This is a genomic window from Thermoflavifilum thermophilum, from assembly GCF_900116565.1.
Classification (GTDB): domain Bacteria; phylum Bacteroidota; class Bacteroidia; order Chitinophagales; family Chitinophagaceae; genus Thermoflavifilum; species Thermoflavifilum thermophilum.
In genome coordinates, this window is sequence record NZ_FPCJ01000001.1 from 2,172,774 (window position 1) to 2,198,916 (window position 26,143).

20 protein-coding genes and 1 other RNA gene are annotated in these 26,143 nt (G+C 47.5%); 8 read left to right on the forward strand and 13 right to left on the reverse strand.

From position 1 onward, the window contains the following. Positions 1 to 3: 3 nt before the first annotated feature. From trpD to BM367_RS12185, 8 genes are all read right to left on the reverse strand, one after another. Positions 4 to 1,002 (reverse strand): anthranilate phosphoribosyltransferase, encoded by a 999-nt coding sequence (trpD, locus tag BM367_RS09310; RefSeq protein WP_092460060.1) that lies wholly within the window; start codon positions 1,000 to 1,002, stop codon positions 4 to 6. A gap of 41 nt (positions 1,003 to 1,043) precedes the next feature. Then, a complete protein-coding gene (locus BM367_RS09315) occupies positions 1,044 to 1,613 on the reverse strand; it encodes an anthranilate synthase component II (RefSeq protein ID WP_092460061.1) in 570 nt (189 codons plus the stop codon). A gap of 33 nt (positions 1,614 to 1,646) precedes the next feature. Next, the gene (locus tag BM367_RS09320; protein WP_092460062.1) at positions 1,647 to 3,056 is read right to left on the reverse strand and encodes an anthranilate synthase component I family protein; all 1,410 of its coding nucleotides are present in this window, start codon (positions 3,054 to 3,056) and stop codon (positions 1,647 to 1,649) included. A 216-nt stretch (positions 3,057 to 3,272) separates the two neighbouring features. After that, the gene (gene hisB, locus BM367_RS09325; RefSeq protein ID WP_092460063.1) at positions 3,273 to 4,415 is read right to left on the reverse strand and encodes a bifunctional histidinol-phosphatase/imidazoleglycerol-phosphate dehydratase HisB; all 1,143 of its coding nucleotides are present in this window, start codon (positions 4,413 to 4,415) and stop codon (positions 3,273 to 3,275) included. A gap of 22 nt (positions 4,416 to 4,437) precedes the next feature. After that, on the reverse strand, positions 4,438 to 5,517 hold the full coding sequence (gene hisC, locus BM367_RS09330) for a histidinol-phosphate transaminase (RefSeq protein WP_092460064.1): 1,080 nt from the start codon (positions 5,515 to 5,517) through the stop codon (positions 4,438 to 4,440). 30 nt (positions 5,518 to 5,547) lie between these two features. Then, the gene (gene hisD, locus BM367_RS09335; RefSeq protein ID WP_092460065.1) at positions 5,548 to 6,843 is read right to left on the reverse strand and encodes a histidinol dehydrogenase; all 1,296 of its coding nucleotides are present in this window, start codon (positions 6,841 to 6,843) and stop codon (positions 5,548 to 5,550) included. A 10-nt stretch (positions 6,844 to 6,853) separates the two neighbouring features. Then, on the reverse strand, positions 6,854 to 7,717 hold the full coding sequence (gene hisG / locus BM367_RS09340; RefSeq protein ID WP_092460066.1) for an ATP phosphoribosyltransferase: 864 nt from the start codon (positions 7,715 to 7,717) through the stop codon (positions 6,854 to 6,856). A gap of 177 nt (positions 7,718 to 7,894) precedes the next feature. Further along, the gene (locus BM367_RS12185) at positions 7,895 to 8,296 is read right to left on the reverse strand and encodes a PD-(D/E)XK nuclease family protein (RefSeq protein WP_177224178.1); all 402 of its coding nucleotides are present in this window, start codon (positions 8,294 to 8,296) and stop codon (positions 7,895 to 7,897) included. Positions 8,297 to 8,657: 361 nt separating this feature from the next. Here BM367_RS12185 and ffs point away from each other — a divergent pair. Together ffs and fsa are read left to right on the forward strand one after the other, a co-directional pair. Further along, an RNA gene (gene ffs / locus BM367_RS09350) (signal recognition particle sRNA small type) lies at positions 8,658 to 8,751 on the forward strand. Between the two features lie 37 nt (positions 8,752 to 8,788). Next, on the forward strand, positions 8,789 to 9,442 hold the full coding sequence (fsa, locus tag BM367_RS09355) for a fructose-6-phosphate aldolase (RefSeq protein WP_092460068.1): 654 nt from the start codon (positions 8,789 to 8,791) through the stop codon (positions 9,440 to 9,442). A gap of 68 nt (positions 9,443 to 9,510) precedes the next feature. Here the strand turns inward: fsa and mqnE are convergent, their stop codons facing one another. After that, the gene (gene mqnE, locus BM367_RS09360) at positions 9,511 to 10,677 is read right to left on the reverse strand and encodes an aminofutalosine synthase MqnE (RefSeq protein WP_245759954.1); all 1,167 of its coding nucleotides are present in this window, start codon (positions 10,675 to 10,677) and stop codon (positions 9,511 to 9,513) included. A gap of 25 nt (positions 10,678 to 10,702) precedes the next feature. After that, positions 10,703 to 12,889 carry a M43 family zinc metalloprotease gene (locus tag BM367_RS09365; RefSeq protein WP_092460069.1) on the reverse strand — a complete coding sequence of 729 codons (2,187 nt, stop codon included), beginning with the start codon at positions 12,887 to 12,889 and terminating at the stop codon, positions 10,703 to 10,705. A 117-nt stretch (positions 12,890 to 13,006) separates the two neighbouring features. Between BM367_RS09365 and BM367_RS09370 the strand changes: the two genes are divergently transcribed. The 3 genes from BM367_RS09370 to BM367_RS09380 are packed head-to-tail and all read left to right on the forward strand — an operon-like array spanning position 13,007 to position 18,656. Continuing rightward, a complete protein-coding gene (locus BM367_RS09370; RefSeq protein WP_092460070.1) occupies positions 13,007 to 14,287 on the forward strand; it encodes a NupC/NupG family nucleoside CNT transporter in 1,281 nt (426 codons plus the stop codon). 10 nt (positions 14,288 to 14,297) lie between these two features. Continuing rightward, positions 14,298 to 15,800: an ATP-binding cassette domain-containing protein gene (locus BM367_RS09375; RefSeq protein ID WP_092460071.1), complete on the forward strand. Its 1,503-nt coding sequence runs from the start codon at positions 14,298 to 14,300 to the stop codon at positions 15,798 to 15,800. Positions 15,801 to 15,809: 9 nt separating this feature from the next. Continuing rightward, a complete protein-coding gene (locus BM367_RS09380) occupies positions 15,810 to 18,656 on the forward strand; it encodes a TolB family protein (protein ID WP_092460072.1) in 2,847 nt (948 codons plus the stop codon). On the opposite strand, the gene BM367_RS09385 is transcribed toward BM367_RS09380, so the two are convergent. From BM367_RS09385 to ltaE, 3 genes are all read right to left on the reverse strand, one after another. Then, positions 18,634 to 19,173, reverse strand: coding sequence for a hypothetical protein (locus tag BM367_RS09385; protein WP_092460073.1), 540 nt, complete (start codon positions 19,171 to 19,173; stop codon positions 18,634 to 18,636). The genes BM367_RS09380 and BM367_RS09385 overlap by 23 nt on opposite strands. Before the next feature lie 12 nt (positions 19,174 to 19,185). Continuing rightward, positions 19,186 to 21,801 carry a valine--tRNA ligase gene (locus tag BM367_RS09390; RefSeq protein WP_092461000.1) on the reverse strand — a complete coding sequence of 872 codons (2,616 nt, stop codon included), beginning with the start codon at positions 21,799 to 21,801 and terminating at the stop codon, positions 19,186 to 19,188. Between the two features lie 98 nt (positions 21,802 to 21,899). Then, on the reverse strand, positions 21,900 to 22,970 hold the full coding sequence (gene ltaE / locus BM367_RS09395; RefSeq protein WP_092460074.1) for a low-specificity L-threonine aldolase: 1,071 nt from the start codon (positions 22,968 to 22,970) through the stop codon (positions 21,900 to 21,902). A 223-nt stretch (positions 22,971 to 23,193) separates the two neighbouring features. Here ltaE and BM367_RS09400 point away from each other — a divergent pair, with 223 nt between their 5' ends. The 3 genes from BM367_RS09400 (at position 23,194) to trxB (ending at position 26,082) form a co-directional block, all read left to right on the forward strand. Further along, positions 23,194 to 24,051 carry a sigma-70 family RNA polymerase sigma factor gene (locus tag BM367_RS09400; protein ID WP_092460075.1) on the forward strand — a complete coding sequence of 286 codons (858 nt, stop codon included), beginning with the start codon at positions 23,194 to 23,196 and terminating at the stop codon, positions 24,049 to 24,051. Positions 24,052 to 24,240: 189 nt separating this feature from the next. Next, complete coding sequence (locus BM367_RS09405) at positions 24,241 to 25,098, forward strand: DUF4249 family protein (RefSeq protein WP_177224179.1); 858 nt, start codon at positions 24,241 to 24,243, stop codon at positions 25,096 to 25,098. Positions 25,099 to 25,113: 15 nt separating this feature from the next. Then, positions 25,114 to 26,082 carry a thioredoxin-disulfide reductase gene (trxB, locus tag BM367_RS09410; RefSeq protein WP_092460077.1) on the forward strand — a complete coding sequence of 323 codons (969 nt, stop codon included), beginning with the start codon at positions 25,114 to 25,116 and terminating at the stop codon, positions 26,080 to 26,082. Positions 26,083 to 26,143: the final 61 nt, after the last annotated feature.

A 26,143-nucleotide genomic window follows, 5' to 3' on the forward strand; every position in this document is an offset into this window, starting at 1 on the left:
GAATCAATTTTTTTGCATGTCGAGCAAGGTTTGCAAAGCCCGATAACCGGCACCGCTTTCCAATGATTCCACTGCTGCCTGATAACATTCTTCATAATTCGGATAAGCTCCACAGCAATACAATCCCATAGCAGCATTGGCCAGTACTACGGCATGTTGCGCCCAGCTGCCTTCTCCTTTGAGGATTTTTACAAACATCTTCACCGATTCTTGTACAGAACCACCACCATACAGGTCGATAGCATGTACAGCCCGTTTGCCCAAAGCCTCAGGCGTATACAGTTGCTGGCCTTCCTGGGTAATCACCATGGTATCGCTGGTCAGCGAAATTTCATCATATCCGTCCAGGCTATGGATGATGGCATACCGCTTATCTGTTTGCTGATACAAATAATGATAGGTGCGGGCCAGCTCCAGGTTGTACACGCCGATGAACTGATAAGCCGGCATGGCCGGATTGACCAAAGGACCCAGCAGATTGAAGAAGGTGCGAACACCCAGTTGCTTGCGCACATTGGCCACATTTTTCAGAGCAGGATGAAACAAAGGGGCATGCAGAAAGCAGATATTTGCCTTATCGAGCTCCCGCCTCAGTGCATCCACATCGTTTTTCAGTTTGTAGCCTAAAGCCTCCATCACGTTTGATGCACCGGTGATGGAAGAAACGCCGTAATTGCCATGCTTGGCCACTTTTTGACCGGCACCCGCCACCAGAAAGCAGGAAAGGGTAGAAATATTAAACGTATTCTTTCCATCACCGCCTGTACCCACGATGTCCAGCACAGGAATGCCATCCAGATCCACACGTAAACACAGTTCCAGCAGGGCTTCCCGAAATCCAGCCAATTCTTCAACCGTAATGCTGCGCATCAAAAAGACGGTCATAAAAGCCGCCAGCTCACTTTCATTATAAGCTCCTTTTGAAATATTGATGAGGATCTCCCTGGCTGTGGCCCTGTCCAGGGTTTTGTGGTCAAACAAGTATTGCAGAATTTGTTTCATGGTAACAGATCATTTTTGAAATAAACCATCATGTATGTCCATCAGCTATTCAGCCAGTTGGCGATCATGTTTTCTCCCTCAGGCGTAAGCACGCTTTCCGGATGGAACTGTACGCCCGTGAGGTCCAGTTGTTTGTGGCGCAATCCCATGATATATTGTTCATCATCGCGCGCAGTAATCTCCAGGCAATCCGGCAATCCGGCTTCGTCTACCACCCAGGAATGATAGCGGCCAGCCTGAATGATGTCGGGCAAATGACGAAATATGGGAATCTCATGATTCAGGATATGCACAGGCGTGGCAATGCCATGATACACCTTGCTGAGATTGATAAGCCTGGCTCCGAAAGCCTCGCCAATAGCCTGGTGTCCCAGGCAAACACCTAAAATGGATTTGGATGCCGCGTATTCACGGATCAAGGGCAGCAGCAAACCAGCTTCCTGCGGAATACCGGGTCCGGGCGAAAGAATAATTTTATCGTAGCCGGCAACTTTTTCAAGTGGAATTTCATCATTCCGAAACACATCCACCGGATCGGTAGTCAGCTTGCGCACCAGATGCACCAGGTTGTAGGTAAATGAATCGTAATTATCAAACACCAGGATTCGCATACACTTGCTTTTGGTAAATATGAATCAATTGTATCAATAGGTTTGTTCGGCCATTGCAATAGCTGTACGCAATGCATGCAGCTTGTTATGTACTTCCTGTACTTCAGCAGCCGGATTGGATTGAGCCACAATGCCAGCACCACCCCGGTAGTAAAGCGTATTGCCTTTGCTCAGCAGCGTGCGAATCATGATGGCGTGATTGAATTCGCCATTGAATCCCACAAAGCCAATGCATCCGCCATAGTAGCTGCGGGCCGATCGCTCATATTGGTCAATTAGTTGCATAGCCCGGTATTTCGGCGCACCGGATAGGGTGCCTGCCGGGAAAGTAGCTGCCAGCACAGCAAATGGATTTGCCTGACCGTTGATATGACCGGTTACTTCGCTTACCAGATGAATCACATGCGAATAGTACTGCACCTTGCGATAGGAGGTTACCTGCACATCCTGCGCATATCGGCTCAGGTCATTGCGGGCAAGATCCACCAGCATTACATGTTCAGCATTTTCTTTGGGATCTGCTTCGAGTTTACGGGCCAGCATTTCATCGGTCTGATCATCACCTGTGCGCCTGAAAGTGCCTGCTATGGGATGAATGGTTGCTTTGCCATTGCGGATGATGAGCTGCGATTCGGGCGAAGAGCCCATGAGGCGGTAATTCCCGTAATCAAAATAAAACAAATAGGGGGAAGGGTTAATAGAACGAAGTTGCCGGTACACATTGAATTCATCACCGCTAAATGACTGGGAAAAGCTGCGCGAAAGCACAATCTGAAAGACATCACCCCGATGGCAATGAGCAATGCCTTTTTCAACCATCTGCATATAATCTGCATCGCTCATATCGGCCTGTTCGGTGCCTTTCCGTTGAAAAGGATAAACGGGTACATCTTTTCTGCGAATCAGGGTCTCGATTTGTTCAAACTCGGAGGGAAGACCTTCTATTTGGTTTTCACACAAATACAGTTCATCTTTAAAATGATTGATGGCAATAACATATTGGTAAAAACGATAGCGCATAAAGGGAATCATAGATGCATCGGCAGGTGCATGGAGCTGGATGTTTTCAAAAAACTGTACCGCATCATAAGCTGTGTATCCAAACATGCCTTCCGTTACCGGTACGGGCGATTGGCCACTGAACTGAAATCGCTGCAAAAAGTTTTGAAACTCTTGCATCATTTGTTGCGGGTCTTTCACGCTATGGCGTTCGGGAGCTTCCAGCGGATATTTAAATTCAAATTCATGCAGAGAGCGCATTTCCATCCCGGCAATGGGTTGAATACAGATAAAGGAAAAACTGTTTTCCGCTGCATGGTAGTCGGTACTCTCCAGCAGGATGCTGCCCGGGTAACGATCGCGGATGCGCAGGTAAATGCCTACGGGCGTAAAAACGTCTGCCAGCAGGCGTTTGGAACGGGTGCGAATCTGTACAGGTTTCATATCGAATGTTGTTTACATGTTTCGTAAAAGCCCTGAAACGAAGAAGGCCCGCTGTGATCAGCGAGCCTTCCTTGCTTTAGAACTTTATGCATATACACAGGTGCTGAGTCACAGCGATTTGAGTTTTACGCCGTGCCACCACCAGCTGATATGTACATGCTTAAAATTCATGATGGTGCAAATATGCGGCACAATTTCAGAAAATGCAAATTTTTTTTACAACATACCTTTTGTAGTAGGTAGTTGCGGATGATCAGCATCGCGTCTGACGGCCATTTTCAGTGCTTTTGCAAATGCCTTGAAAACAGCTTCTATCTTGTGATGATCATTTTCACCTGTAGCCTGAATATGCAGGTTGCATCTTGCAGCATCGGAAAGTGATTTAAAGAAATGCATAAACATTTCGGTGGGCACATCGCCGATTTTTTCCCGGCGAAATGGTACGTCCCATACCAGCCAGCTTCTGCCACCCAGATCAATGGCTACCTGTGCCAGCGCATCGTCCATGGGCAGGCAGAATCCATAGCGTTCGATACCAAGTTTATTGCCCAACGCATCAGCCAGAGCTTCGCCCAAGGTGATGGCTGTGTCTTCAATGGTATGATGTTCATCCACGTGCAAGTCGCCGCGGGCGTGCACGGTAAGATCTATGCTGCCATGGCGGGCCAGCTGATGCAGCATGTGGTCGAAAAATCCCAGTCCGGTAGCAATATCGGCTTTACCGGTGCCGTCCAGATTTAGTTTTACATATACATCTGTTTCGGCCGTTACGCGGTGGCGTTCGGCTGTGCGTTGTCCCAGCTTCAGCCATTCATAAATTTTTTTCCAGCTTGTGGTTTCCAGTGCTACCGTATCTTGCAGCTCTTCCCTTTCGGCCGGTGGTATTTCATGGGCACCCAGATCGTCGCCCCGGTTTAGCCAGATGGCTTTGCAACCCATGTTGCGGGCAAACATCACATCCGTAATTCGGTCGCCAATGACATAAGAATGTGCCAGATCATATTTTCCGGCTTCCAGGTATTTGCCCATCATACCAATGCCGGGTTTGCGGGTGGGTAATTTGTCTTCCGGAAAGGAGCGATCAATCAATATTTCGGTAAAATGCACACCTTCATTTTCCAGCGTACGAATCACAAAATCCTGCACGGGTTGAAAGCGTTCTTCAGGAAATTTATCCGTACCCAGTCCGTCCTGGTTGGAAACCATCACCAGCTGAAAGTCCAGCTCCCGTGAAATGCGTGGCAGGTATTGCAGCATTTCTGGGACAAACACCAGCTTGGAAAAATCATCGATCTGATGATCGGGTGGCTCCTGAATCAACGTGCCATCGCGGTCAATAAACAACAATCGGGGTTGCATAGGCAAAACGAGCTTTAAAGGATTAATGTGATAAAGGTCCGGAGGCCGTTTGTTGTGCCTGGTAGGCCTGCAATCCGGCCAGCAGTTTTTCGTTTTCTTCCGGTCGTCCTACGGTGATGCGCAGGCAGTCTTCACAAAGAGCAACCTGGCTGCGATCGCGCACCACGATTCCCTGTTGCAGCAGGTAGGCATATACTTTTCTTGCCTGTCTGATTTTTGCCAGTACAAAATTGGCTTCACTGGGATAGACTTTTTGCACGATATCCAACTGTTGCAATGCCTGGCTGAGTGCCTGCCGTTGCTGAATGATATGTGCTTTCCATTGTTCCACCTGATCAACCCGGTCCAGTGCTTGCAGCAGGGTTTCCTGGGTTAACTGGCTGATGTTGTAAGGATATTTGATTTTATTGAGTATTCCAATGATCGCGGCCGATGCAAAAGCCATCCCTACCCGCAGCCCGGCTAATCCCCATGCTTTGGAAAATGTTTGCCAGACAATCAGGTTGGGAAATTCCTGCAGTCGGTGTAAAAAGCCGGGTTGGCTGGCAAAGTCAATGTAGGCTTCATCAATAGCCACGATGCCATTGAATGCGTGCAGCACGCGTTCCACATCTTCCTGGCGAAGGCAATTGCCTGTGGGGTTATTGGGTGAACAAAGGATGATAAGTTTGGTTTGAGGTGAAACAGCGCGGAAGATGCTTTCGGTATCTAACTGAAAATCGGCTGTGAGCGGCACTTTTTTGATGATGGCGTCCTGGATTTTTGCACAGACTTCGTACATGCCATAGGTAGGCGGACAGATAATGACTTCATCTTGCTGGGGTTCACAAAAGGCACGCAAAGTCAGATCAATGCATTCATCACTGCCATTGCCCAGGAAAATTTGTCTTTCCGGAATCTGCTTCAGCTTGGCGATCTGGGCTTTTAGCCGGTGCTGCAGCGGATCGGGATAGCGGTTATAAGATTTGGGCAGGGGCGATCCCCAGGCATTTTCATTGGCATCCAGAAAAATCTGTGCTTCGCCGGAAAATTCGTCCCTTGCTGAGGAATAGGGAGTCAGTTGCCGGATATTGGGACGGATGAGTCGTTGCAGGTCAAACACGGTATGAAATGGTTTTATGTTTTGGGTGAATCAGCAAGAATTTTTTGTGTACTGGAGGCGAATGGCGACAGCCTGTTGATGGGCCTGTAAGCCTTCGGCGAGTGCCAGGGTTTCTACGGCCGGACCGATAGCACGGAGGCCTTCCAGGGTGAGCTCCTGAAAGCTGATTTTTTTGCGGAAGCTGTCCAGATGCACCCCACTCCAGGCTCGGGCATAACCGGCGGTAGGCAGGGTGTGGTTGGTGCCCGATGCGTAATCACCTACACTTTCCGGAGCGTATTGGCCAATGAAAACGGAGCCGGCATGGAGAATTTTATTGGCCAGCGTATGGGCATTGCGGCAAGCCAGAATCAGGTGTTCGGGGGCATAGGCATTGAGCAGTTCGATGGCTTGCTCTTCATCTTTCATCAGGAATGCTTTGCTGTGGCTGAGCGCATGGGCAGCTATTTCCTGGCGGGGCAGGGCAGAAAGTTGCGTATGCAAGGCTGCTTCAACAGCCTGGATCCAGCTTTCATCCGTGCTTACCAATATCACCTGGCTGTCGGGCCCGTGTTCGGCCTGGGAGAGCAGGTCGGCTGCGGCAAATTCCGGCGGACAGCTGCTATCGCCCAGCACAGCCACCTCCGATGGCCCGGCTGGCATATCAATGGCAATGCCTTCTTGTTGCAACAATTGCTTGGCCATTGTTACATATCGGTTGCCAGGTCCAAAGATTTTATCCACCCTTGGAATGGTTTCCGTGCCCCACGCCATGGCTGCAATAGCTTGCGCGCCGCCTACCCGGTAAATCACGGGTATTTCACACACACCTGCCACATACAACAAAGCCGGGTGAAGCTGCCCGTCGGGCATGGGAGGCGAACAAACCACCAGTTGCCTGCAACCGGCAATCCGCGCGGGAACGGCCAGCATCATCAGGGTGGAGAACAGGGGAGCCGATCCTCCGGGAATGTAAAGCCCAACGGATTCAATCGGCAGGGACTTTTGCCAGCACCGAATGCCTGGCATGGTTTCCACTTCAACGGTATCGGTGAGTTGAGCTTCGTGAAATTTTCGGATGTTGGCCATAGCCAGATCAATAGCCTGAAGCAACCCGGCTGGCAATCGCCGGGCAATGGTCTTGGGATCGGGCACGGCGAGTGCCAGCCGATCCAGATGCACGCCGTCCAGTTCGGCTGTCAGTTCCAGCAATGCCTTATCGCCTTTGGCACGGACACTGGATAAAATTTCTTCCACCCGCTGGCGGATCCGGGCAGCATCGCTGTCAGGCCGCTTCAACCAGTTTTTCCAGTCAGCTTTTTCCGGATATCGGATCAATGTCCACATGTATGCAGATTTAAATAATCATTTTTTCAATCGGTACCACCAGAATGCCTTGTGCGCCATGTTTTTTCAGGCTTTCGATGATGTCCCAGAAATCATTTTCATTCACCACAGAATGTACCGAACTCCAGCCCGATTCAGCCAAAGGCAGAATGGTAGGACTTTTCATGCCAGGCAACAATTTGATGATTTCCGGCAGCTTATCATTGGGTGCATTCAGCAAAATGTATTTGTTGTGACGGGCTTTTTTTACGGCCTGTATGCGAAAACGAAGCTGCTCCAGCAGCTGGCTGGTATATGCATGCAACCGGTTGTGGCTGATGAGCACTGCCTGGGAATGCAGAATGGTTTCTACTTCCCGCAGGCCGTTCATGAAAAGCGTAGATCCGCTGCTCACCAGATCGCAGATGGCATCGGCCAGGCCAATGCTGGGCGCAATTTCTACGGATCCGCTGATTTCGTGGATTTCCGCTTTCACCTGCTGGGATGCCAGGTATTGGGCCACAATATGCGGATAACTGGTGGCAACACGTTTGCCGTGCAAATCATGGATGCTTTGATATTCCTGATCTTTGGGAATGGCTATGGACAACCGGCATTTGCCGAAACCCAGCTGTTCCACTACCTGTACCTGTTTTTCTTTTTCCAGGATTACATTTTCACCCACAATACCCACATCGGCTACTTCATCCTCCACATACTGGGGAATATCATCATCCCGCAGAAAATACACTTCTAACGGGAAGTTGCTGGCTTCGGTTTTCAATTTGTTCAAACCGTTTTGCAAGTCAATCCCGCATTCTTGTAACAGCTTTATCGAATCGTCGTGCAAACGACCTGATTTCTGAATGGCAATTTTCAATTTCTGGCTTGGCATATAGCTGCTGAATTATAAAACCTGTAACAAAAAAGGCTTACCACCACCGGGTAAGCCTTCTGCATCTGAAATACGGTATGCACTTCATCTCGGCTTCCCCGGAGACACCCGAATGGCATGATGATGTACATACCGTTTCATGACTGATGAATTTCGGGGCAAAGGTAAAGATATTTTTTATAGATTACTCGTTTCGGATACAAATTTGCAGTATGGACAATCTTTTGTGGGAGGTGGCGTTTTGGGCGAACTAAGTAGGTCCTGCACTTCATGGATGAATGTTAAAAAATCATTTTCATCGTATAGGATTTCTATCCAGTGTTGAGTAAGGGACATAGACAGGCTATTCTGCGAATCCTGCAGGTTATTCGGATAGAGGAAAAGTAACCCAATTTTGGAAATTTGGCGTTGTTGGCCGTTTTGTGGATGCAGGAAAGCATATTGATAGGCCTGTAACTGCCGTTTATATGTTTCCTCTTTTCCCTGGCTGTATTTACTGGCCTTGAAATCTACAACACCATAAGTTTGGTCGTCAAATTCAATCAAAGCATCATATTTCCCTTCAAGGTAACAATCCATCTTTCCAGGATGTGATATCGTCTTTGAGCTTATTGTCCTTCCCGTTTCAATGATGATGCCTTGTTGGGTTGTGTTTTTGATAAATGTGGAGATTGATTTGTGATTGAAATAATTTTTAAACAAGCTATCCAGTGTGCTGTTGATCCCGCCTGAGAATCCGGGCTGAGAAATTTTGTATTTATATTTCAGGTAGAAGCACCGTTTGCAGGAATGGTACAGGTAAGTCAGGTCGGATGGGCTGATTTTGATGCTGGATGGGGTTTGATTATTGGGCATAATGAAGGGTTAAAACAGATTAGAAAAATAAGAATTGCGGTTTAATTTTTCATCATCGGCAGTAAAATTCTTTTATCTTTGCTCTTGGCAAGTCTTACACGACCAGCTCCTGCTGAACTCCCCCAGGGCAGGAATGCAGCAAGGGTAGGCGGTCGCAGCGGTGCGATGTAAGCCACTTGCCATTTTTTCTGAAATCTTCAAAAAACAATTCGGGTTATGAAATTTTTTATTGATACGGCCAATCTGAACCAAATCCGCGAAATCAATGATCTGGGCATACTCGATGGGGTTACCACCAATCCATCCCTGATGGCCAAGGAAGGCATCAAGGGCAAGGAAGCCGTGTTTCAGCATTATCGCACGATCTGTGAAACTGTGAACGGGGATGTAAGTGCAGAAGTGGTATCCACCGATTTTGATGGCATCATCCGGGAGGCGCAGGAGCTGGCCAAGATTCATCCGCGGATTGTGGTGAAGGTGCCGATGATCAAAGATGGAGTAAAAGCCATTCATTGGCTTACAGAGCATGGTATCCCCACCAACTGTACACTGGTGTTTTCTGCTGCACAGGCCATCTTGGCTGCTAAAGCCGGTGCCAGATATGTATCGCCTTTCATTGGCCGGATTGATGATATCAACTGGGATGGGCTGGAGCTGATTGAGCAGATTGCGCATATCTACACCGTGCAGGGTTTTGAAACACAGATTCTGGCAGCATCCATCCGCAGTTCGCTGCATATTGTGAAATGTGCGGAAGCCGGAGCCGATGTTTGCACCTGCCCGTATGATACCCTGATTGGTTTGTTCAAGCATCCGCTTACGGATATTGGGCTGGCCAAGTTTCTGGAAGACGCCAAGAAATGGCAGTAAGCCGTTCCTTGTTCATAACATTGTCCTGAATGGTATTCGAATTCCCGGGAAACCGGGAATTTTTTTATTTAATTACTTGGAATAGTGGCGGGTTCATCGAAACGGCGAACCACTTCATACAGGCTGTTGCGCTCTACGGGGATCCGATGGGCTTTGCGAATCAGGGCGGTGATTTCTTCGGTGGTCATGGCAGGGTGTTGTTCTTCGGCACCGGCCATGGAATAGATTTTGGTGGAGTCGTCGATCGTGCCATCTAAATCATCGACACCAAAGGAAAGCATCATTTGTGCCATATCGCGTCCCAACATAGGCCAGTAGGCTTTCAGATGGGGAAAATTGTCAAGATACAGCCTGGCGACTGCATACATTTTGATATCTTCAATCACGCTGCTTTCCGGCACATGGCTCATGTCGTTGTTTTGGTTACGGAATTTCAGCGGGATGAAACAATTGAATCCTCCGGTTTGATCCTGCAGCTGACGCAGGCGTTCCATATGATCAATGCGGTGTGCGTAGCTTTCAATATGTCCGTATAACATGGTAGCATTGCTGGGGATGCCCAGCCGATGAGCCGTTTCATGGATCTTCAGCCAGTTTTCAGCATCTACTTTATCTGCACAGATTTGTTCGCGGATTTCTGTTGCAAAGATTTCGGCACCTCCTCCAGGAATGGAATTCAATCCGGCTTCTTTTAATTGTCGCAAGCCTTCTTCGTAGCTAAGTCGGGCTTTTTTGAACATGTAATACAGCTCCACTGCTGTAAATGCTTTGATATGAAGTTCGGGGCGATGTGCTTTGATGCGTTGCAAAAGTTCTTTGAAGAAATAAAAATCCAGTTTAGGGTGAACGCCACCCACGATGTGTACTTCGGTGATGGGCTGGCCGTCATATCGCTTCACAATATTCAGCATATCATCCAGGCTCAATTCCCAGCCTTCATCGCGGTGTTTATATAATCGGGAATAAGAGCAGAATTTGCAGCTGTACACACATACATTGGTGGGTTCAATATGTACATTTCGGTTGAAAAATGTATCGTCGCCATGTTTTTGTTCCCGCACGTAATTAGCCAATGCACCCAGCCAGTTGATTTTACCTTTTTCAAAAAGCAATAAGCCTTCCTCAGGAGTAAGTCGTTGACCGTGTAAAATTTTTTCTGCAATCAGCTGCAGCTCAGCAGGTAAATGGCAGCTATTCAGCAATTGCAGGATTTCCGATTCTGTTTTGTACATCATGTTTGAAAATAATTGAACTCACAAATCAATGAATCAGCAAGACTTTACGAACGATATTGTAGTGGGTGTAAACGATTTCTACGTAATATGTTCCAACGGGTTTCCCAGACAAATGTACGGCAATCTGATTGTTTACGATACTGGCTGATGAATAGCTTGCTATTTTCTGGCCTAAGCTGTTGTAAATGTTTACGCCTCTGAGGTCGGGGCTTATTTCCAGAAATTCAATCCGGATTTCACCGGTTGTGGGATTGGGTACAACCAAAACCTTATCCCTCTTTAGATTCGGATTGGTAGGTCGTGTTTGTAGCTGGATATCATCCAGGTAAATATTGTTTTCAAAGTTGGTGATGTTGCGGAAGATGATTTGAAAATTACCCTGGTGGATGAAAGGCGTCAGATTGATGGAGTCGCGGCGCCATTGTGAAGCAGTAGGTACGAATTCCTGGCTGGTTGGGATGGAGTCGGTCATCAGATATTTTCCCCATTTTTTGTAAACCACGGTGCCGGTTTGTCCGCAATCGGTGCTGATGAGCACTTCCAGGGTATCCCAGTATTGGTTGTTTCCGTAGGGATTGGATTGTAAGCCGGCGGCCACGTAGAAGAACAGAAAAGCGGAATCGGCCTGGCTAACATTGATAACCGGACTCACCAGATCGTCAGTCGGGCCATTTTGCATATAATCCAGATTGGGCATCAGTGCAGCATACTGGCCACTGTGGCTGGCTATGGAAGTATGTTCCCATGTGTAGCTGTTGTCGGGATTTACAACTTCCCAGTAAGGCGGCGGGAAAGTGTCTTCTTCAAATCCTTCGGTGAAATCAGAAGTAATGATAGGATCCAGGTGATATGCCTGCCGAATGGTATCGCTGACGTATTGCAGGTTGGTGCTATCATTGGGTTCAATGGCAAATGCGGTTAACATATGATTTCCCAGATTGTTGGTGATAGCAGGCAAAATCACCTGGGTGGAATCGAATGTACCCAGCGCTCCTGTCCACACATATTGGTGTAGCACGGAATCTTCGGTGTAGTAAATGATTTTTGCTTTATACAGAGAATCATAACCATAGTTTCGCAGCACCAGAATTGGCTGGATCGTGGGATCACAGATTTTGTTTGCTGGTTGAAGGATGCGCAGCAGCTGGGGCTTAAGTTTTTCCAGCTGTACGGGCACGGCTCCCTGAGAAGACAGCAGGGAACTACGGAAAGTGTTTAATAAAGCCAGCATGCGCATCACCTGTCCCTGCGTAAACATATACATACAGCTGTCGTCCACATATTCCATGTAATTCATAAACATCACGCCAGGTGAATCCGGCGAACAATGATCGGTGGTTGGGAAAGAATAGCATCCATACAAAGGACCTGCCTGCGGAGGGGTATCGGCCACGCTGTCATCATACAAGCAATTGGGATTGCTGTTGTAAATGCCCCAGGGATGGAGCAGGTTCCAGTAATGGCCTACTTCATGGGTGGCCGTGCGTCCCAGGTTAAATTCCGGGTCCAGATTGCCCACAGTGCCAAAAGCCTGTGTGGTGATGACCACCCCATCTTCATCATCCGGATAAAGTCCTGGAGGAGTGGTCACACCCAGATAACCGGAAGGCAGGTTGCATACCCAGATATTGAGGTAGCTTTTCGTATCCCAGGCATTGGCGCCGCCGGTACTGGCATGTTTTACCTGTGAGCAGGCATTGTTGATGGAAAAGGTGGAAACGGACGTGGTTACCCGATCTATGCCGTTGGTAGGCAGGCCGGCCGGCGTACGTTTGGCCAGCACATACTGAAATTTCACCCGGCCAATGATGGGCTTCCATACCGCGGGCACCTTGGTGGTATCAGCATTCAGCGCCTGATAATCCTGATTCAGCACAATGATCTGCGAAATAACCTGGCTGTCACTCACCTGAGTCGGATCCTGCAGTACAATGTGCACCACTACGGGAATAATCACGGTTGTGGTATCGGTGGTGCTGTCCATCCTGAACATCACACGGGCGTTCAGCATGAAATGGTGCATAGCCGATTCAATGGCATTTATCCTGGTTACCAGCCTGGGATTTCGTTGCAATGCCTGTTGGATAGCCAGATCAAAGCCACATTTTCTCTGTGCTGCTCCTTTTTGTATACCCGTTGCAAACCCTAAAATTCCGAGAATCAAGTATAACAGAAGAATCCGGAAAATAAGGGGGGTAAATTTTTCTGGCATAATCAAAGATAATTTGCTTTTTGATTTTATTTAATCGGTAACTGAAAAGGCTTTGTTGCCTGATTTTGCACGTAGAATAAAAATTATATGCTATTTTCCCGTTTTAATTTCTTAGTCATGACAGGTCGGTTTACCGGACTATTGGGAATAGTTCTGATTTTGGGGATTGCTTTTTTGATGTCGAACAACAAAAAACGCATCAATTTGCGGGTGGTGCTGAGTGGGCTGGCTCTCCAGCTGGCGCTGGCTATTTTTATTTTGAAAGTGCCCATAGGTAAGGCTATGTTTGCCTGGATCGGCGATCATGTAACCAAGCTGCTGAATATGTCTGATAAGGGTGCAGCATTTGTATTTGGTCCGTTGGTCAATTCTCCTTTGCTTACCCGGGTATTCGGACCGGAAAACAACTTGATTTTTTTCTTCAAGATTATTCCTACCATCATTTTCGTAGCGGTGCTGGTAAGCATGGCTTATCACCTTGGCATTATGCAACGCATTGTGAAAGCTATTGCATTTGTGGTGTATAAAATCATGGGTGTAAGCGGCAGCGAAGCATTGTCCAATGTAGCCAGTGCCTTTGTGGGTCAGGTGGAAGCGCAGATCATGATTAAGCCCTATATCAAAGGCATGACCATGAGTGAATTGCTGGCTTCCATGTCGGGTAGCATGGCCACCATTGCCGGAGGTGTTATGGCCGTGTATATTTCACTGGGTGTGCCAGCCCAATATCTGATAGCGGCCAGCCTGATGGCGGCTCCGGGAGCACTGGTTATTTCAAAAATCGTCTGGCCCGAAACAGAAGTATCAGAAACCAAAGGGAAGGTGACGCTCGAAGTGAAGCGGACTACCTACAACTTGCTGGATGCCATTTCACACGGAGCCAGCGATGGATTGCGAGTGGGACTAAATGTTACGGCGATGCTTATCGGTTTTATTGCTTTAATAGCCTTGGCCGATTGGTTTCTGGGCTGGGTTGGACATTGGATGGCAATGGCGGGTATATCCTTGCAGTTCATCGGAATTGATGTTGGTACCTTAAACTTAAATCAGATTCTGGGAAGCTTGTTTTCCGTGTTTGCACGAGCCATGGGGGTTCCGGCACATGAAGCTCAAACGGCAGGTGCACTGATGGGCACCAAAATGGTAGTAAATGAATTCGTGGCTTATCTGGATTTATCCAAAATCAAAGATACCCTGGATCCCAAAACCATGGTAATTGTGAGCTTTGCCCTGTGTGGTTTTGCCAATTTCAGTTCCATTGCCATCCAGGTAGGCGGCATTGGCGAACTGGAACCTTCGCGGCGGACGGATCTGGCGCGGCTGGGTTTTAAAGCCTTGATATGTGGTACCCTGGCATCCTATCTCTCTGCTACTATCGCAGGTATCTTGGTGGGATAAATAAACCGGCATGATGAGCCAGGCAATCATTCAGTTTAAACATGTTTCCATTTACCGGGGCCATCGGTGTATTGTACAGGATTTTAACCGAACTGTACAACGGGGTACCCGGGTGGCCATCACAGGTCCGAATGGTGCGGGAAAAACTTCTTTGCTACGAGCCATTGCAGGGAAATTACCCGTTACACAGGGCCATATCCAGTATTTCCTCAACGGATCTCATGAAATGACAGAGCCCCCGAAACCTTACCAGCTGGGCTGGGTGGATTTTCATGGGGCCGACCTCGTGTTTCACCACCCCGATGCCTTTTACCAGCAGCGATACCATGCTTCCCAAACCCATGGCTGGGTGAAGGTGAGTGATTTGCTGCAGGAATATGCCCTGCAGCATCTGGGCATCCAGGAAGATGCATGTAATGAACGGCTGAATTTGCTTTGCAATCATTGGTATTTGTTTCCCTCTTATTTGCTCGAACGCCAGGTGCAACAGCTTTCCAATGGCGAACTGAAAAAACTGCTGATCCTTCGTGCTTTGCTGCCAAAACCGGAAATATTGTTGCTGAATGCTCCTTTCATCGGTCTGGATGCAGCTTCCAGAAAGCAATTCCGGGAAATGCTTCAGCATATTCAAGCACAGGGCATCACCATTGTGATGGAGGTTTTGCCAGATGAAACGGATGATACGCTTGATGATGTGATAACCTTGCAAGGGCAGGAGCATGATTTTTCTGGTAGAAGTGTCTTTTTTCAGCTTTCTTCTCCCTCATGGCAGCTGCCGAAAGGAACTCCTCTTTTTGAGATGCGTGATGTGCAGGTGCAATATGGCCGCCAGCCGATATTGAAACATATTCATTGGCGGGTATACCCAGGTGAACGATGGTTTATCTGCGGGCAAAATGGTTCGGGAAAATCTACCTTGCTGAGCTTGATTACAACCGATCATCCGCAGGCATATGCCCAGCAAGTGTATTGGATGGGTAAACGCAGAGGCAGTGGCGAAACAATTTGGGATATCAAACGCCAACAGGCTTACGTATCACCTGAAATGCACTATTATCTCCGCACCCGGCAGAATTGTCTTACCTGGCTGACGGATCAGGTTAAAAACCACCTCTCTGATTCCAATTTAAATTCATCCATTCAGCAGGAAGCGTTTCGCCATCTGCAATACTGGGGTCTGGAATCCTACGCAGATCAACCCGTATCGCAGCTTTCCACCGGAGAGCAACGATTGCTTTTGTTTATCAGAGCTTTGCTGATCAGGGCTCCCCTGTTGATATTGGATGAACCCTGTCAGGGACTGGATGGAATGCATCGCCAGCAGATCAGGCAGATGCTTGAAAACCTCAGTGCGGATCCTGCCTTTACCCTGCTGTATGTAACACATGATTTGCAGGAACTGCCGGGATGCATAACTCACATGCTATATCTCGATAAAGGTGAAATTACCTACAGTGGCCGCTATGATCCTCAGCTGGCCGAACGCTTGTTTGCCAGCCAGGTAATAGCCTAAAGTACAGATATGAAAGCATATCACCAGATACAATATGCATGGTTGCTCCTCTGCATGGCCCTGATACATGTAATTCCCGCTCGGGCACAGGTATTTGGTGGTGACCCTGCTCGTATTCGCTGGAAGCAAATCAATACCGATACACTACGGGTAATTTTTCCGGCTGAAATGGCTCCACAGGCTGAAAGGGTAGCCAATATGATAACCGATATCAGTGCTTATCACCGCCAATCTATTGGCTATGCCCAAAAGAAATTAAATGTGGTTTTGCAAAATCAAACCATACTCAGCAATGGATATGTGATGCTGGCGCCCTTCCGGGCCGAGTTTCAAACCACACCTCCCCAGCAAATGGATCAGCTGGGCAGCCTGCCCTGGCTTGACTTTTTGAGCGTGCACGAATACCGCCATGCCTTGCAAAACATGCATTTCAATACAGGCCTTTCACACCTCATGCGCATTGCATTTGGCGAGGCCGGCCAGGCATTTGCAACCGATGTAGCCATTCCCAACTGGTTTTGGGAAGGCGATGCCGTATTTACCGAAACCACCCTCACACCGCAGGGCAGAGGCAGGCTCCCTGCATTCTTTGATGCTTACCGGGCACTGGCCGAGGCGCATTTTCCCTATTCCTGGATGAAATTGAGAAATGGTTCCTATCGCGACTATGTACCGGATCATTATCCGCTGGGTTATCTGCTCTGTGCTTATGGGCGGGAACGATACAGCGATACTTTGTGGAAACTGGTAACCCGTGATGCAGCTGCTTACAAGCATTTGTTTTACCCATTTTCAAAGGCATTGAAAGATTATACCGGACGAACGGTAACAGCATTTTACGGGGATGCCATGCAATATTTTGCTGAACAATGGAAACAGGATAAACCTGCAGAAGCCGATCTTGCAAAGCCGCTTACGCCACCTTCAAAACAATATCTGAATCAGCAATATCCCATTTTTATATCAAATGATACGTTGTTGTTTGTGCAAAACAGTTTTCAAAAACTTCCGGTTATTATGCAAATGAATCTTCATGGCAAGACGCATCCTGTTGTTCGTCCGGGAATTGTGGCCGATAATGATTTTGATGCGAATGCACATGCAATAGTATGGTCCGGATATCGCAATGATCCCCGCTGGGGATGGAAAGATTATGGTGTGATCATGTGGTATGATATGTTGCATAAACGAATAAAAAAACTTACTCATCGTTCCAAATTGTTTTCACCTGCATTATCTCCGGATGGGAAAAAGATTGTGGCTGTATCGGTAAGTCCTGATGAACATGCGCAGCTGAAAATATTTGATGCAAACGATGGAATGCTTCTGGATTCACTTGCAAGTCCGTTTCATGGCATGATGGCTTATCCTCGGTTTTCAGTTGATGGGAAAAGCATTTACTATGTTGCACAGGATTCTGCCGGGCGTTCAGCTATCATTGCGCAAGATCTTGATCATCATCAAACCCATATTATTACACCTTTTACATATCATCCCATTCAGCAATTCTGTCAATCCGGACCATGGATTTTTTTCAGTGGCAGCTATTCCCATATCCAGCAGATTTACGCCGTTTCCCTTACCAATCGTACAATTTATCAGCTTACCTATGCAACTTCCGGTTGTTATTCACCTGCTGTATCTCCCGATGGCAGATGGCTGGTGTATAGCCAGTTTACATTGAAAGGAAATAAACTCATGAAACTCACTTTAGATTCTGCTGCATGGAAACCTGTGGATAGTTTGCAGATATATGCTTCCGATAATCCTTATGTTGCATCAGCCTTAAGTGCAGAAGCAGCCGATTTACCAAAAGAAGTATCTCATCGGTATTTTACGATAACAGATTATTCCAAATCTTTTCAGCTTATTCATATCCATAGCTGGGAACCCATTCTGGATGATCCATATTATGGTTTTCAGATTTTATCGGATAATATTCTGAACACACTCTCTTCTTCTTTGTTTTACCAGTATAACCGATATGAAACATCACATGGTATTGGCTTATCTGCTACTTACGGAGGCTGGTATCCGATATGGAATGTAAGCGGCCAGTATATAGCACACCGAACTGCGTGGAGATCAAATGGGCAGCAGATAAACTGGAATGAAACTTCAATTGGTTTATCGGGATATATACCCTGGAATTTTTCTGGACGCATGATGAGCCGATACCTGATACCATTTGCAGGTATTCAAGAAACACATGTTCAATATCCTGTACAAAAAAATATAGTATCTCATGATGTTACGCTTCCCTATTTTTATCTGGGATTGCAGTTTGTGCAGCAACGGCTGCAAGCCCTGCAGCATATAGCTCCACATCTGGCACAGCGCATATATCTAAGCTGGAATCATTCGGCAGGTCCGCATTTTGCTGAGCAATTATTTGCAGAAACGGATCTGTATTTTCCAGGCATTTGGCCCTCACATAGCCTGTTGTTGCAGCTGGCCTGGCAGGGAAAAGATACGGCCAACAGTTATACATTTTCAGATGCATTTCCTTATGCAAGAGGATATCATGCTCCTTTCTATCATCAAATAACCAAATGGGGATTGAATTATCAGTTCCCGATAGCCTATCCTGACTGGGGTTTTGGTGGTATTGTTTACTTTTTGCGCATGCGGTTGAATCTTTTTTATGATGATAGCAAAACTCTTTATTACGTGCAGCAACAAGCCGCTCATCAGCGATTCAGATCTGCGGGCGTGGAATGCACAGCCGATACCAGGTGGTGGAATATTTATCCGCTGAGCATCACACTCAGGTTTAGTCATTTGCTCGATGCTGATCCGGTATTACCCGACATGCGAAACAGATGGGAATTGATCATTCCGCTCCAGCTTCGTTGATTTTTCTCAATGAGTCAACCACCCAAATATGCAAGGGCGGTGCTCCGTATTTGATACCCGATGCATCTTCGGCAATGATATGATCAAAGTACAAACGCTCACCTGCATGCAAAGTTTTTCTCAGGCGCGTTTTCCACAATGAATCCAGCTGATTCTGCACAAACGTAAACCCAAGATATTCCGGAACGAGATTAAAGCGTTCAGTTGTATCGTTGAATGTGGTATCCACATGTAAATAACCAAAATCAAAACGGATGACTCGATATTGCCTGCCTCTGGTATCTTTTACCACGAGCGGAGAATCGAGTAGCTCAATAATTTTTTGTGTGGGGATGTGTGTTGCAGAATCATTTCCCAAAAGTGTATAAAGCATGGGCCCTTTTTGGTTGAGTGTATCCAGTACTTTGGCATGAAGGCTGAACAGCTGCTGGGCCTGGCAAGTGATGATTCCGCACGTCCATCCGATCAGCCATCCTGCTTTCACAAACAGCATGAAATATTTTCTGTGATGAAACATGCTGCAGAAAATTTATGATAGCGTACGCAACGTTTCTTCAATAACCCGGATTTTTTCAAGGGTATCTTGTTTTTTCTTTTGTTCACGCTCCACTACTTCAGATTTTGCATGTTGCAGAAAACGCTCATTTTGCAGCTTTTCTTCAATTTTTTGCAAAAAGCTTTTCAGGTAATTTAGTTCCTTCTCCAGATTTTGTTTTTGATGATCTGATGCTGTGGATGCCAGCTCCGGTATTTTGATGTAGAGGATATCTTTCCCTACTACCGTGCGAATGGCCTGTTCTGGAGCATCGTCGGTGAAAACAATATTTTGTACATGCAACTGTGAGTGCAGGATAGGTATGCATGTTTCATATTTTTCGCGTTGGGTGGTCTGGATCCATAACTCGTAGGGTTGTTTGGCTTTGATCTGGTGCATTTGCAAAGTTTGACGAACAGCTGCAAGTACATCTTTCAACAGCAACCCTTGCTGTACGATTTCTTCATCTGCGTCTGTAGCTGCAGGGATGGGCTTAATGATGAGATCATCGTTTGCATCACGCGGGGATAACTGATGATAGATTTCTTCCGTAATAAAAGGCATATAAGGATGCAGCAATTGCAACAGGGTTTCGAAATAAGATTTGGTGATTTGCAGGCCATCAGCGTCAGGAGCAGGTTTCATCCATTCCAGATAGGTGCTGCAGAAATCTTCCCAGATGAGCGTGTATAGATTTTTCAGGTTTTCGCTTAACCGGAATTGTTCAAAATCTTTTTCCGTTTGCCGGATAAATGCCTGCAGGCGATGATGAAACCATTTAATTGGAAAATCGGTTGCAGGCTTGGTTTGCTCGTTGATTCTGGGTTCCCAGCTTTTAATGAGTCGCAGGGCATTCCAGAGTTTATTGCAGAAATGCAAACCTTGCTCGCATCCTTTTTCATCGAACAGCAAATCGTTGCCGGCGGGCGAAGAGATCATGATTCCGAAGCGCACGGCATCCGCACCATACTGGTCAATCAACTGCGAAAGATCGGGCGAATTGCCGAGCGATTTGCTCATTTTTCTACCCAGCTTATCGCGCACCATACCCGTGAAATACACGTAACGGAAGGGAATCTCGCCGGTGAAATGCAAACCGGCCATGATCATGCGCGCTACCCAAAAGAAAATAATGTCTTGTCCGGTTACCAGTACAGTGGTGGGATAGTAGTAGCGCCACTCGGCATTTCCGGGCTGTGTGATTCCTTGAAATACCTGTATAGGCCATAGCCAGGATGAAAACCAGGTATCCAGTACATCTTCGTCCTGATGGAGCTGAACATCTGTTGTTCCCATTGCCTTATGTGCCTGGGCGTAAGCCTCTTCGGCCGTTTCGGCTACATAGATATTTCCCTGCGCATCGTACCAGGCCGGTATCCGATGCCCCCACCAAAGCTGGCGCGAAATACACCAGTCCTGCACATTTTCCATCCAGTGGCGGTAGGTATTCAGAAAACGTTCTTCTGGATGAATCTGGATTTGTCTTTGCAGCACCTCATCCAGTGCGGGTTTGGCAAGGTCTTTCATTTTCAGGAACCATTGGGTGGAAATGCGCGGCTCTACCACAGCGTTGCTGCGCTGGGAAAATCCATTTTTGTTAACAATGGTTTCTGTTTTTGCCAGAAATCCTTTTTCCCGGAGCAAGTCGGCAATTTTATTTCTCACCACAAAGCGGTCTTCACCCACAAATAGCTGGGCTGCAGCGCTCATGGTACCATCAGGATTCAATACATCAATAATGGGTAGCTGATGCTTGATGCCCAGCTGATAGTCGTTCCAGTCGTGGGCCGGCGTAATTTTCAGGCATCCTGTGCCGAAAGCCTGATCCACATACGCATCGGCAATAATGGGTATGCGGCGGTCAATCAGCGGCACATAGGCATATTTGCCGATGAGATGCTGATAGCGGGGATCTTCCGGATGCACTGCTATGGCCACATCACCCAGAATGGTTTCCGGACGGGTAGTAGCTACCGTGATCCGATCCGTACTGCCTTCGAGGGGATACTGCACGTAAAACAGCGTGGATTGCACTTCACGGTATTCCACTTCTTCATCACTCAGGGCAGTGAGAGCCACGGGATCCCAGTTGATCATCCGCTGCCCGCGGTAGATGAATCCTTCCCGATAGAGCTGTACAAACACCCTGATAACTGCCCGGGAATAGGTATCATCGAGGGTGAACGTCGTACGCTGCCAGTCGCAGCTGCAACCCAATTTTTTCAATTGTTCGTAAATGATGCCACCGTACTTTTCTTTCCACTCCCAGGCATGCTGCAGGAAGGCTTCTCTGCCAATATCTTGTTTGCGGATGCCCTGCGCCTTCAGCTGATTTACCACCCGGGCTTCCGTAGCTATGGAGGCATGATCCGCACCTGGCACCCAGCAGGCATTGTAGCCCATCGCGCGGGCACGGCGGATGAGAATATCTTGTATGGTTTCGTTCAATGCATGTCCCATGTGCAGAACACCCGTTACATTGGGTGGGGGAATGACAATGGTATAAGGTTGACGTTGATCGGGCGTGGAATGAAAATATCCCTTCCCGAGCCAGTGTGCGTACCATTTTGCTTCCACAGCCCCGTGCTGATAGGTTTTGGCTATTTCCATGGTTGCAAAAATATTGCTTGATGCGTGAAAACCCATCCGCCCGCGTTTAATAAAGACTAAAAAATGAAAAGTGGAACGGGCTGACAAAGCTCGTCCGGTCATACACTTGAAACAGGGTGATCGGCTAAGCGGGCAGCTTCCGGGAAAGCCTGCAGCACCTGCAGGGTGTAATCTATCATGTCAGCATGAATGTCCAGATGCGTAACCATGCGAATGGATCGGGGACCGATCGGATGGACCAGAATCTGATGGGATCGCATGTATGCAGCAAATGATTCGGCTGTATAAGGTTGTTTCAGTTCAAAAATCACGATATTGGTTTCCACGGGTAGCAAAGCCTCCACAGCCGGATGGTTGGCCAATGCATTGGCCAGCTGTTGGGCATGGATATGGTCTTCGGCCAGCCGTTCAATATGATGCTCAAGGGCATACAAACCAGCCGCTGCCAGAAATCCTGCCTGGCGCATGCCGCCGCCCATCAGCTTTCGGATACGCCGTGCTTTTTGAATCAGAGCCCTACTCCCAATCAGTACAGAACCTACCGGACAGCCCAGTCCCTTGCTCAGGCAAATGGAAATGGTATCGAACAGCTCTCCATATTGCTTGGGCTGCTCCCTGCGGGCTACCAGCGCATGAAACAGCCGGGCACCGTCCAGGTGAAGGGCGAGCCCGCGTTCCCGACAAAGCTGATGGATGCGCTCTAACTCTTTCAGTTCATAGCAGCAGCCCCCGCCCCGATTCACCGTGTTTTCGATGCACACCAGCCGGGAAGGAGGTTTGTGAATATCATCCGGCTGAATAGCTTCCCGGATCTGCTCAGCCGTTATCAGGCCGCGGTTTCCGGGCAGCAGATGTGCCTGTACACCCGAGTGAAAAGCCATGCCACCAGCTTCATATTGATACACATGCGCCAGTTCACTGCAAATCACCTCATCGCCAGGTTGGGTGTGGATTTTCACCGCAATCTGATTGGTCATGGTACCCGAAGGACAAAACAAGCCGGCTTCCTTCCCAAACCATTCCGCCATCCGCTCTTCCAGCTTTTTAACGGTGGGATCTTCGCCCCACACATCATCGCCCACTTCGGCTTTCATCATAGCTTCCAGCATGCCAGGCGTGGGGCGCGTAACCGTGTCGCTTCTGAAATCAATACTTGTTAGAAAATTCATAAAAAATGATATTCAGATTACCTTTTTGCTTGCAAAATCGTTATTATCTGTCGTAACTTTGCGCTCAATTTTTTTACCGGAATCCACAAGAATCCTCCGGAAAAACCCCAACGCAAAGAAAAGATGACGTTGATATGAAATAAAACTTATGGAAATCAATTGCTTAAACAATCTTATTGTTGTAAAATTCGTTGATTCTTTTCATTAAAAATCACCAATTCATATGAGGCAGCTTAAAATTGCCACTCAAATTACCAACAGGGATTCTCAGGCAGTTGAAAAGTACTTGCAAGAAATCTCCAAGATTCCGTTGCTCACTCCGGAAGAAGAAACGGTGCTGGCACAACGCATCAAAATGAATGATCAAAAGGCGTTGGAACGACTGGTAACCGGAAATCTCCGTTTTGTGGTATCAGTAGCCAAGCAATATCAGCATCAGGGCTTAAGCTTAAGTGATTTGATTAATGAAGGCAACCTGGGGTTGATTAAAGCCGCTCAACGCTTTGATGAAACCAAGGGTTTTAAATTTATTTCTTACGCTGTGTGGTGGATTCGTCAGTCGATTCTGCAGGCTTTGGCCGAGCAAGGGCGTTTGGTGCGTTTACCCCAGAATAAAATTGGCACTTACAACAAAGCCACAAAAGCCTATACCGCATTTGAACAGGAAAATGAGCGGGAACCCTCGCCGGAAGAATTAGCTGAAATGTTGCAGATGTCGGAGACGGAAATCAATAACATCATCAGCAGCAACACGCGCCATACCAGCCTCGATGCGCCTGTACACGAAGCCGAAGACGTGTCTATGAGCGATTTGTTGGAAAGCAGCGACCAAACCGATGAAGATGTAATGAGGGAATCCTTGCGTGAAGAAATCCGTCGGGTATTGAAATCGCTTTCGCCGCGCGAAGCAGAAATCGTAACGGCTTATTTTGGTCTGGATGGAGAAAACGGAGTAACCATCGAACAAATTGGTCAGAAATATGATTTAACGAAAGAAAGGATCCGCCAGATCAAAGAAAGGGCTATCAAACGCCTGCAAAAAGCCCGCTATAGCAATGCATTGAAAGCTTATCTGGGTTAAAGATTTTCACCGCCGGTCCATAGGTGGTGATGGGTGAACAGAAGCCAGCGGCCTCAGGCGCTGGCTTCTTTATTTTTTTGAAACTTTCATTACGCAACACAATCTCGGAATAGGCTATCTTCACGCTTTCTTTTGCATCACCACATGAAAGGTGCCTGGCAGATAAGAACTTTGCTGACAGCTGTTTTTATGATAAGCTGTGCCGGATGTGAAAAAAATATCCATATCCAGGTGGCTTCCCCGGCCGAGGAATTGGTGGTAGAGGGTTATATTGAAAGTTATCAGCAGCCCGTTGTCATTCTTACCCACAGCCTGAGTTATTTTTCGAGACTGGATACAACTGTGCTGTCAAATCTGTTTGTACATGGTGCACAAATCTGGGTAACGGATGAGCAACTGCATGATAGCATTTTGTTAGAGGAGAAAGCTCATGATACCGCAGGAGGTATTTTGTTTTATGATTACCGCCCTGTACAGAACGGCCACGTGGTGGGTTTGCCCGGGCATACCTACGATTTGCATATTCAGGTGAACGGGAAACAGTATTTTGCTCGGACTACCATTCCTTCAACTGGAATTGAACTGGATTCGCTGTACTATTTATTGGTGAAGCCCACCAGGGATCATCCCGACACGGATCGGGTGGTTTTGTTTGGCCGGTTTTATGATCCCCCTCAACTGGGAAATTATGCCCGGTATTTTACCAAGGTCAACAGTGAACCTTTTTATCCGGGGTATCATTCCGTAGCAGATGATGAAGTGGTCAACGGAACGGTATTTGATTTTCAGCTGGACCGGGGAGTTGATAAAAATCAGCCCATTGATCCGGAAACCTATGGTACTTTTCGGCTGGGCGATACGATAACCGTAAAATTTTGCGATATTGATAAGGCCACCTATGACTTCTGGCGCACATGGGAATATGCTTTTACAACCAATGGCAATCCCTTTTCGGTGCCTATTCAGATATTGGGTAATATTCCCGGTGCATTGGGTTACTGGGGTGGTTATCGGGTGATGTATAAGTCCATTTACATTCCGAAATAAAACAAAAGAAAGATTATGGCAGCAGAACATGTAAAAGTGCTCATTATTGGTTCAGGCCCGGCAGGTTATACCGCAGCTATCTATGCCGCCCGTGCTAACCTGAATCCCGTATTGTATCAGGGCCTTCAGCCGGGGGGACAGCTTACGATTACTACAGAAGTTGAGAATTATCCGGGTTATCCCGATGGTGTGCAAGGGCCGGAAATGATGCAGGATTTTGAAAAACAGGCTCGTCGCATGGGTGCCGATATTCGTTTTGGGATAGTTACCGCCGTCGATCTTTCCAAGCGGCCGTTTCGGGTGATTGTGGATGAAGAAAAGGAAATAACAGCCGATGCCCTGATCATCGCTACGGGCGCATCGGCCAAATGGCTGGGCCTGGAATCGGAGCAACGGCTGAACGGAAGAGGCGTTTCGGCTTGTGCAGTTTGTGATGGTTTCTTTTTCCGGGGCAAAGAAGTAGCAATTGTGGGAGGAGGAGATACGGCCTGTGAAGAAGCCCTGTATCTCTCCAAGTTATGCACCCAGGTGCATATGCTTGTCAGACGCGATCAGATGCGGGCTTCACAGATCATGCAGGAAAGGGTCAAACATACACCCAATATCCGGATTTACTGGAATACACAAACGGTTGATATCCTGGGTGAAGACAAGGTAGAAGGTGTAAAGATAAAAAACACTGTTACCGGTGAGGAAAGGGTGATTCCTGTATCGGCCTTTTTCGTGGCTATTGGCCACCAGCCTAATTCCCAGCTGTTTGCCGGCCAGCTGGATATGGATGAGAATGGGTACATCCGCACCCGGCCCGGGAGTACCTATACCAGCGTGGAAGGAGTTTTTGCTTGTGGCGACGTGCAGGATAAAATTTACCGGCAAGCCGTAACAGCAGCCGGAAGTGGTTGCATGGCTGCACTGGATGCAGAACGATATTTATCGGCTCAGGAACATGCCCGGCGAAAAGAGGCTGGTTCGGTGGTTTCCTGAGCTTTGCTCATTCGGATCAAAATGTTAGCCTTGCAGGCTAAAAGGCTTGCAAGGCTTTTCA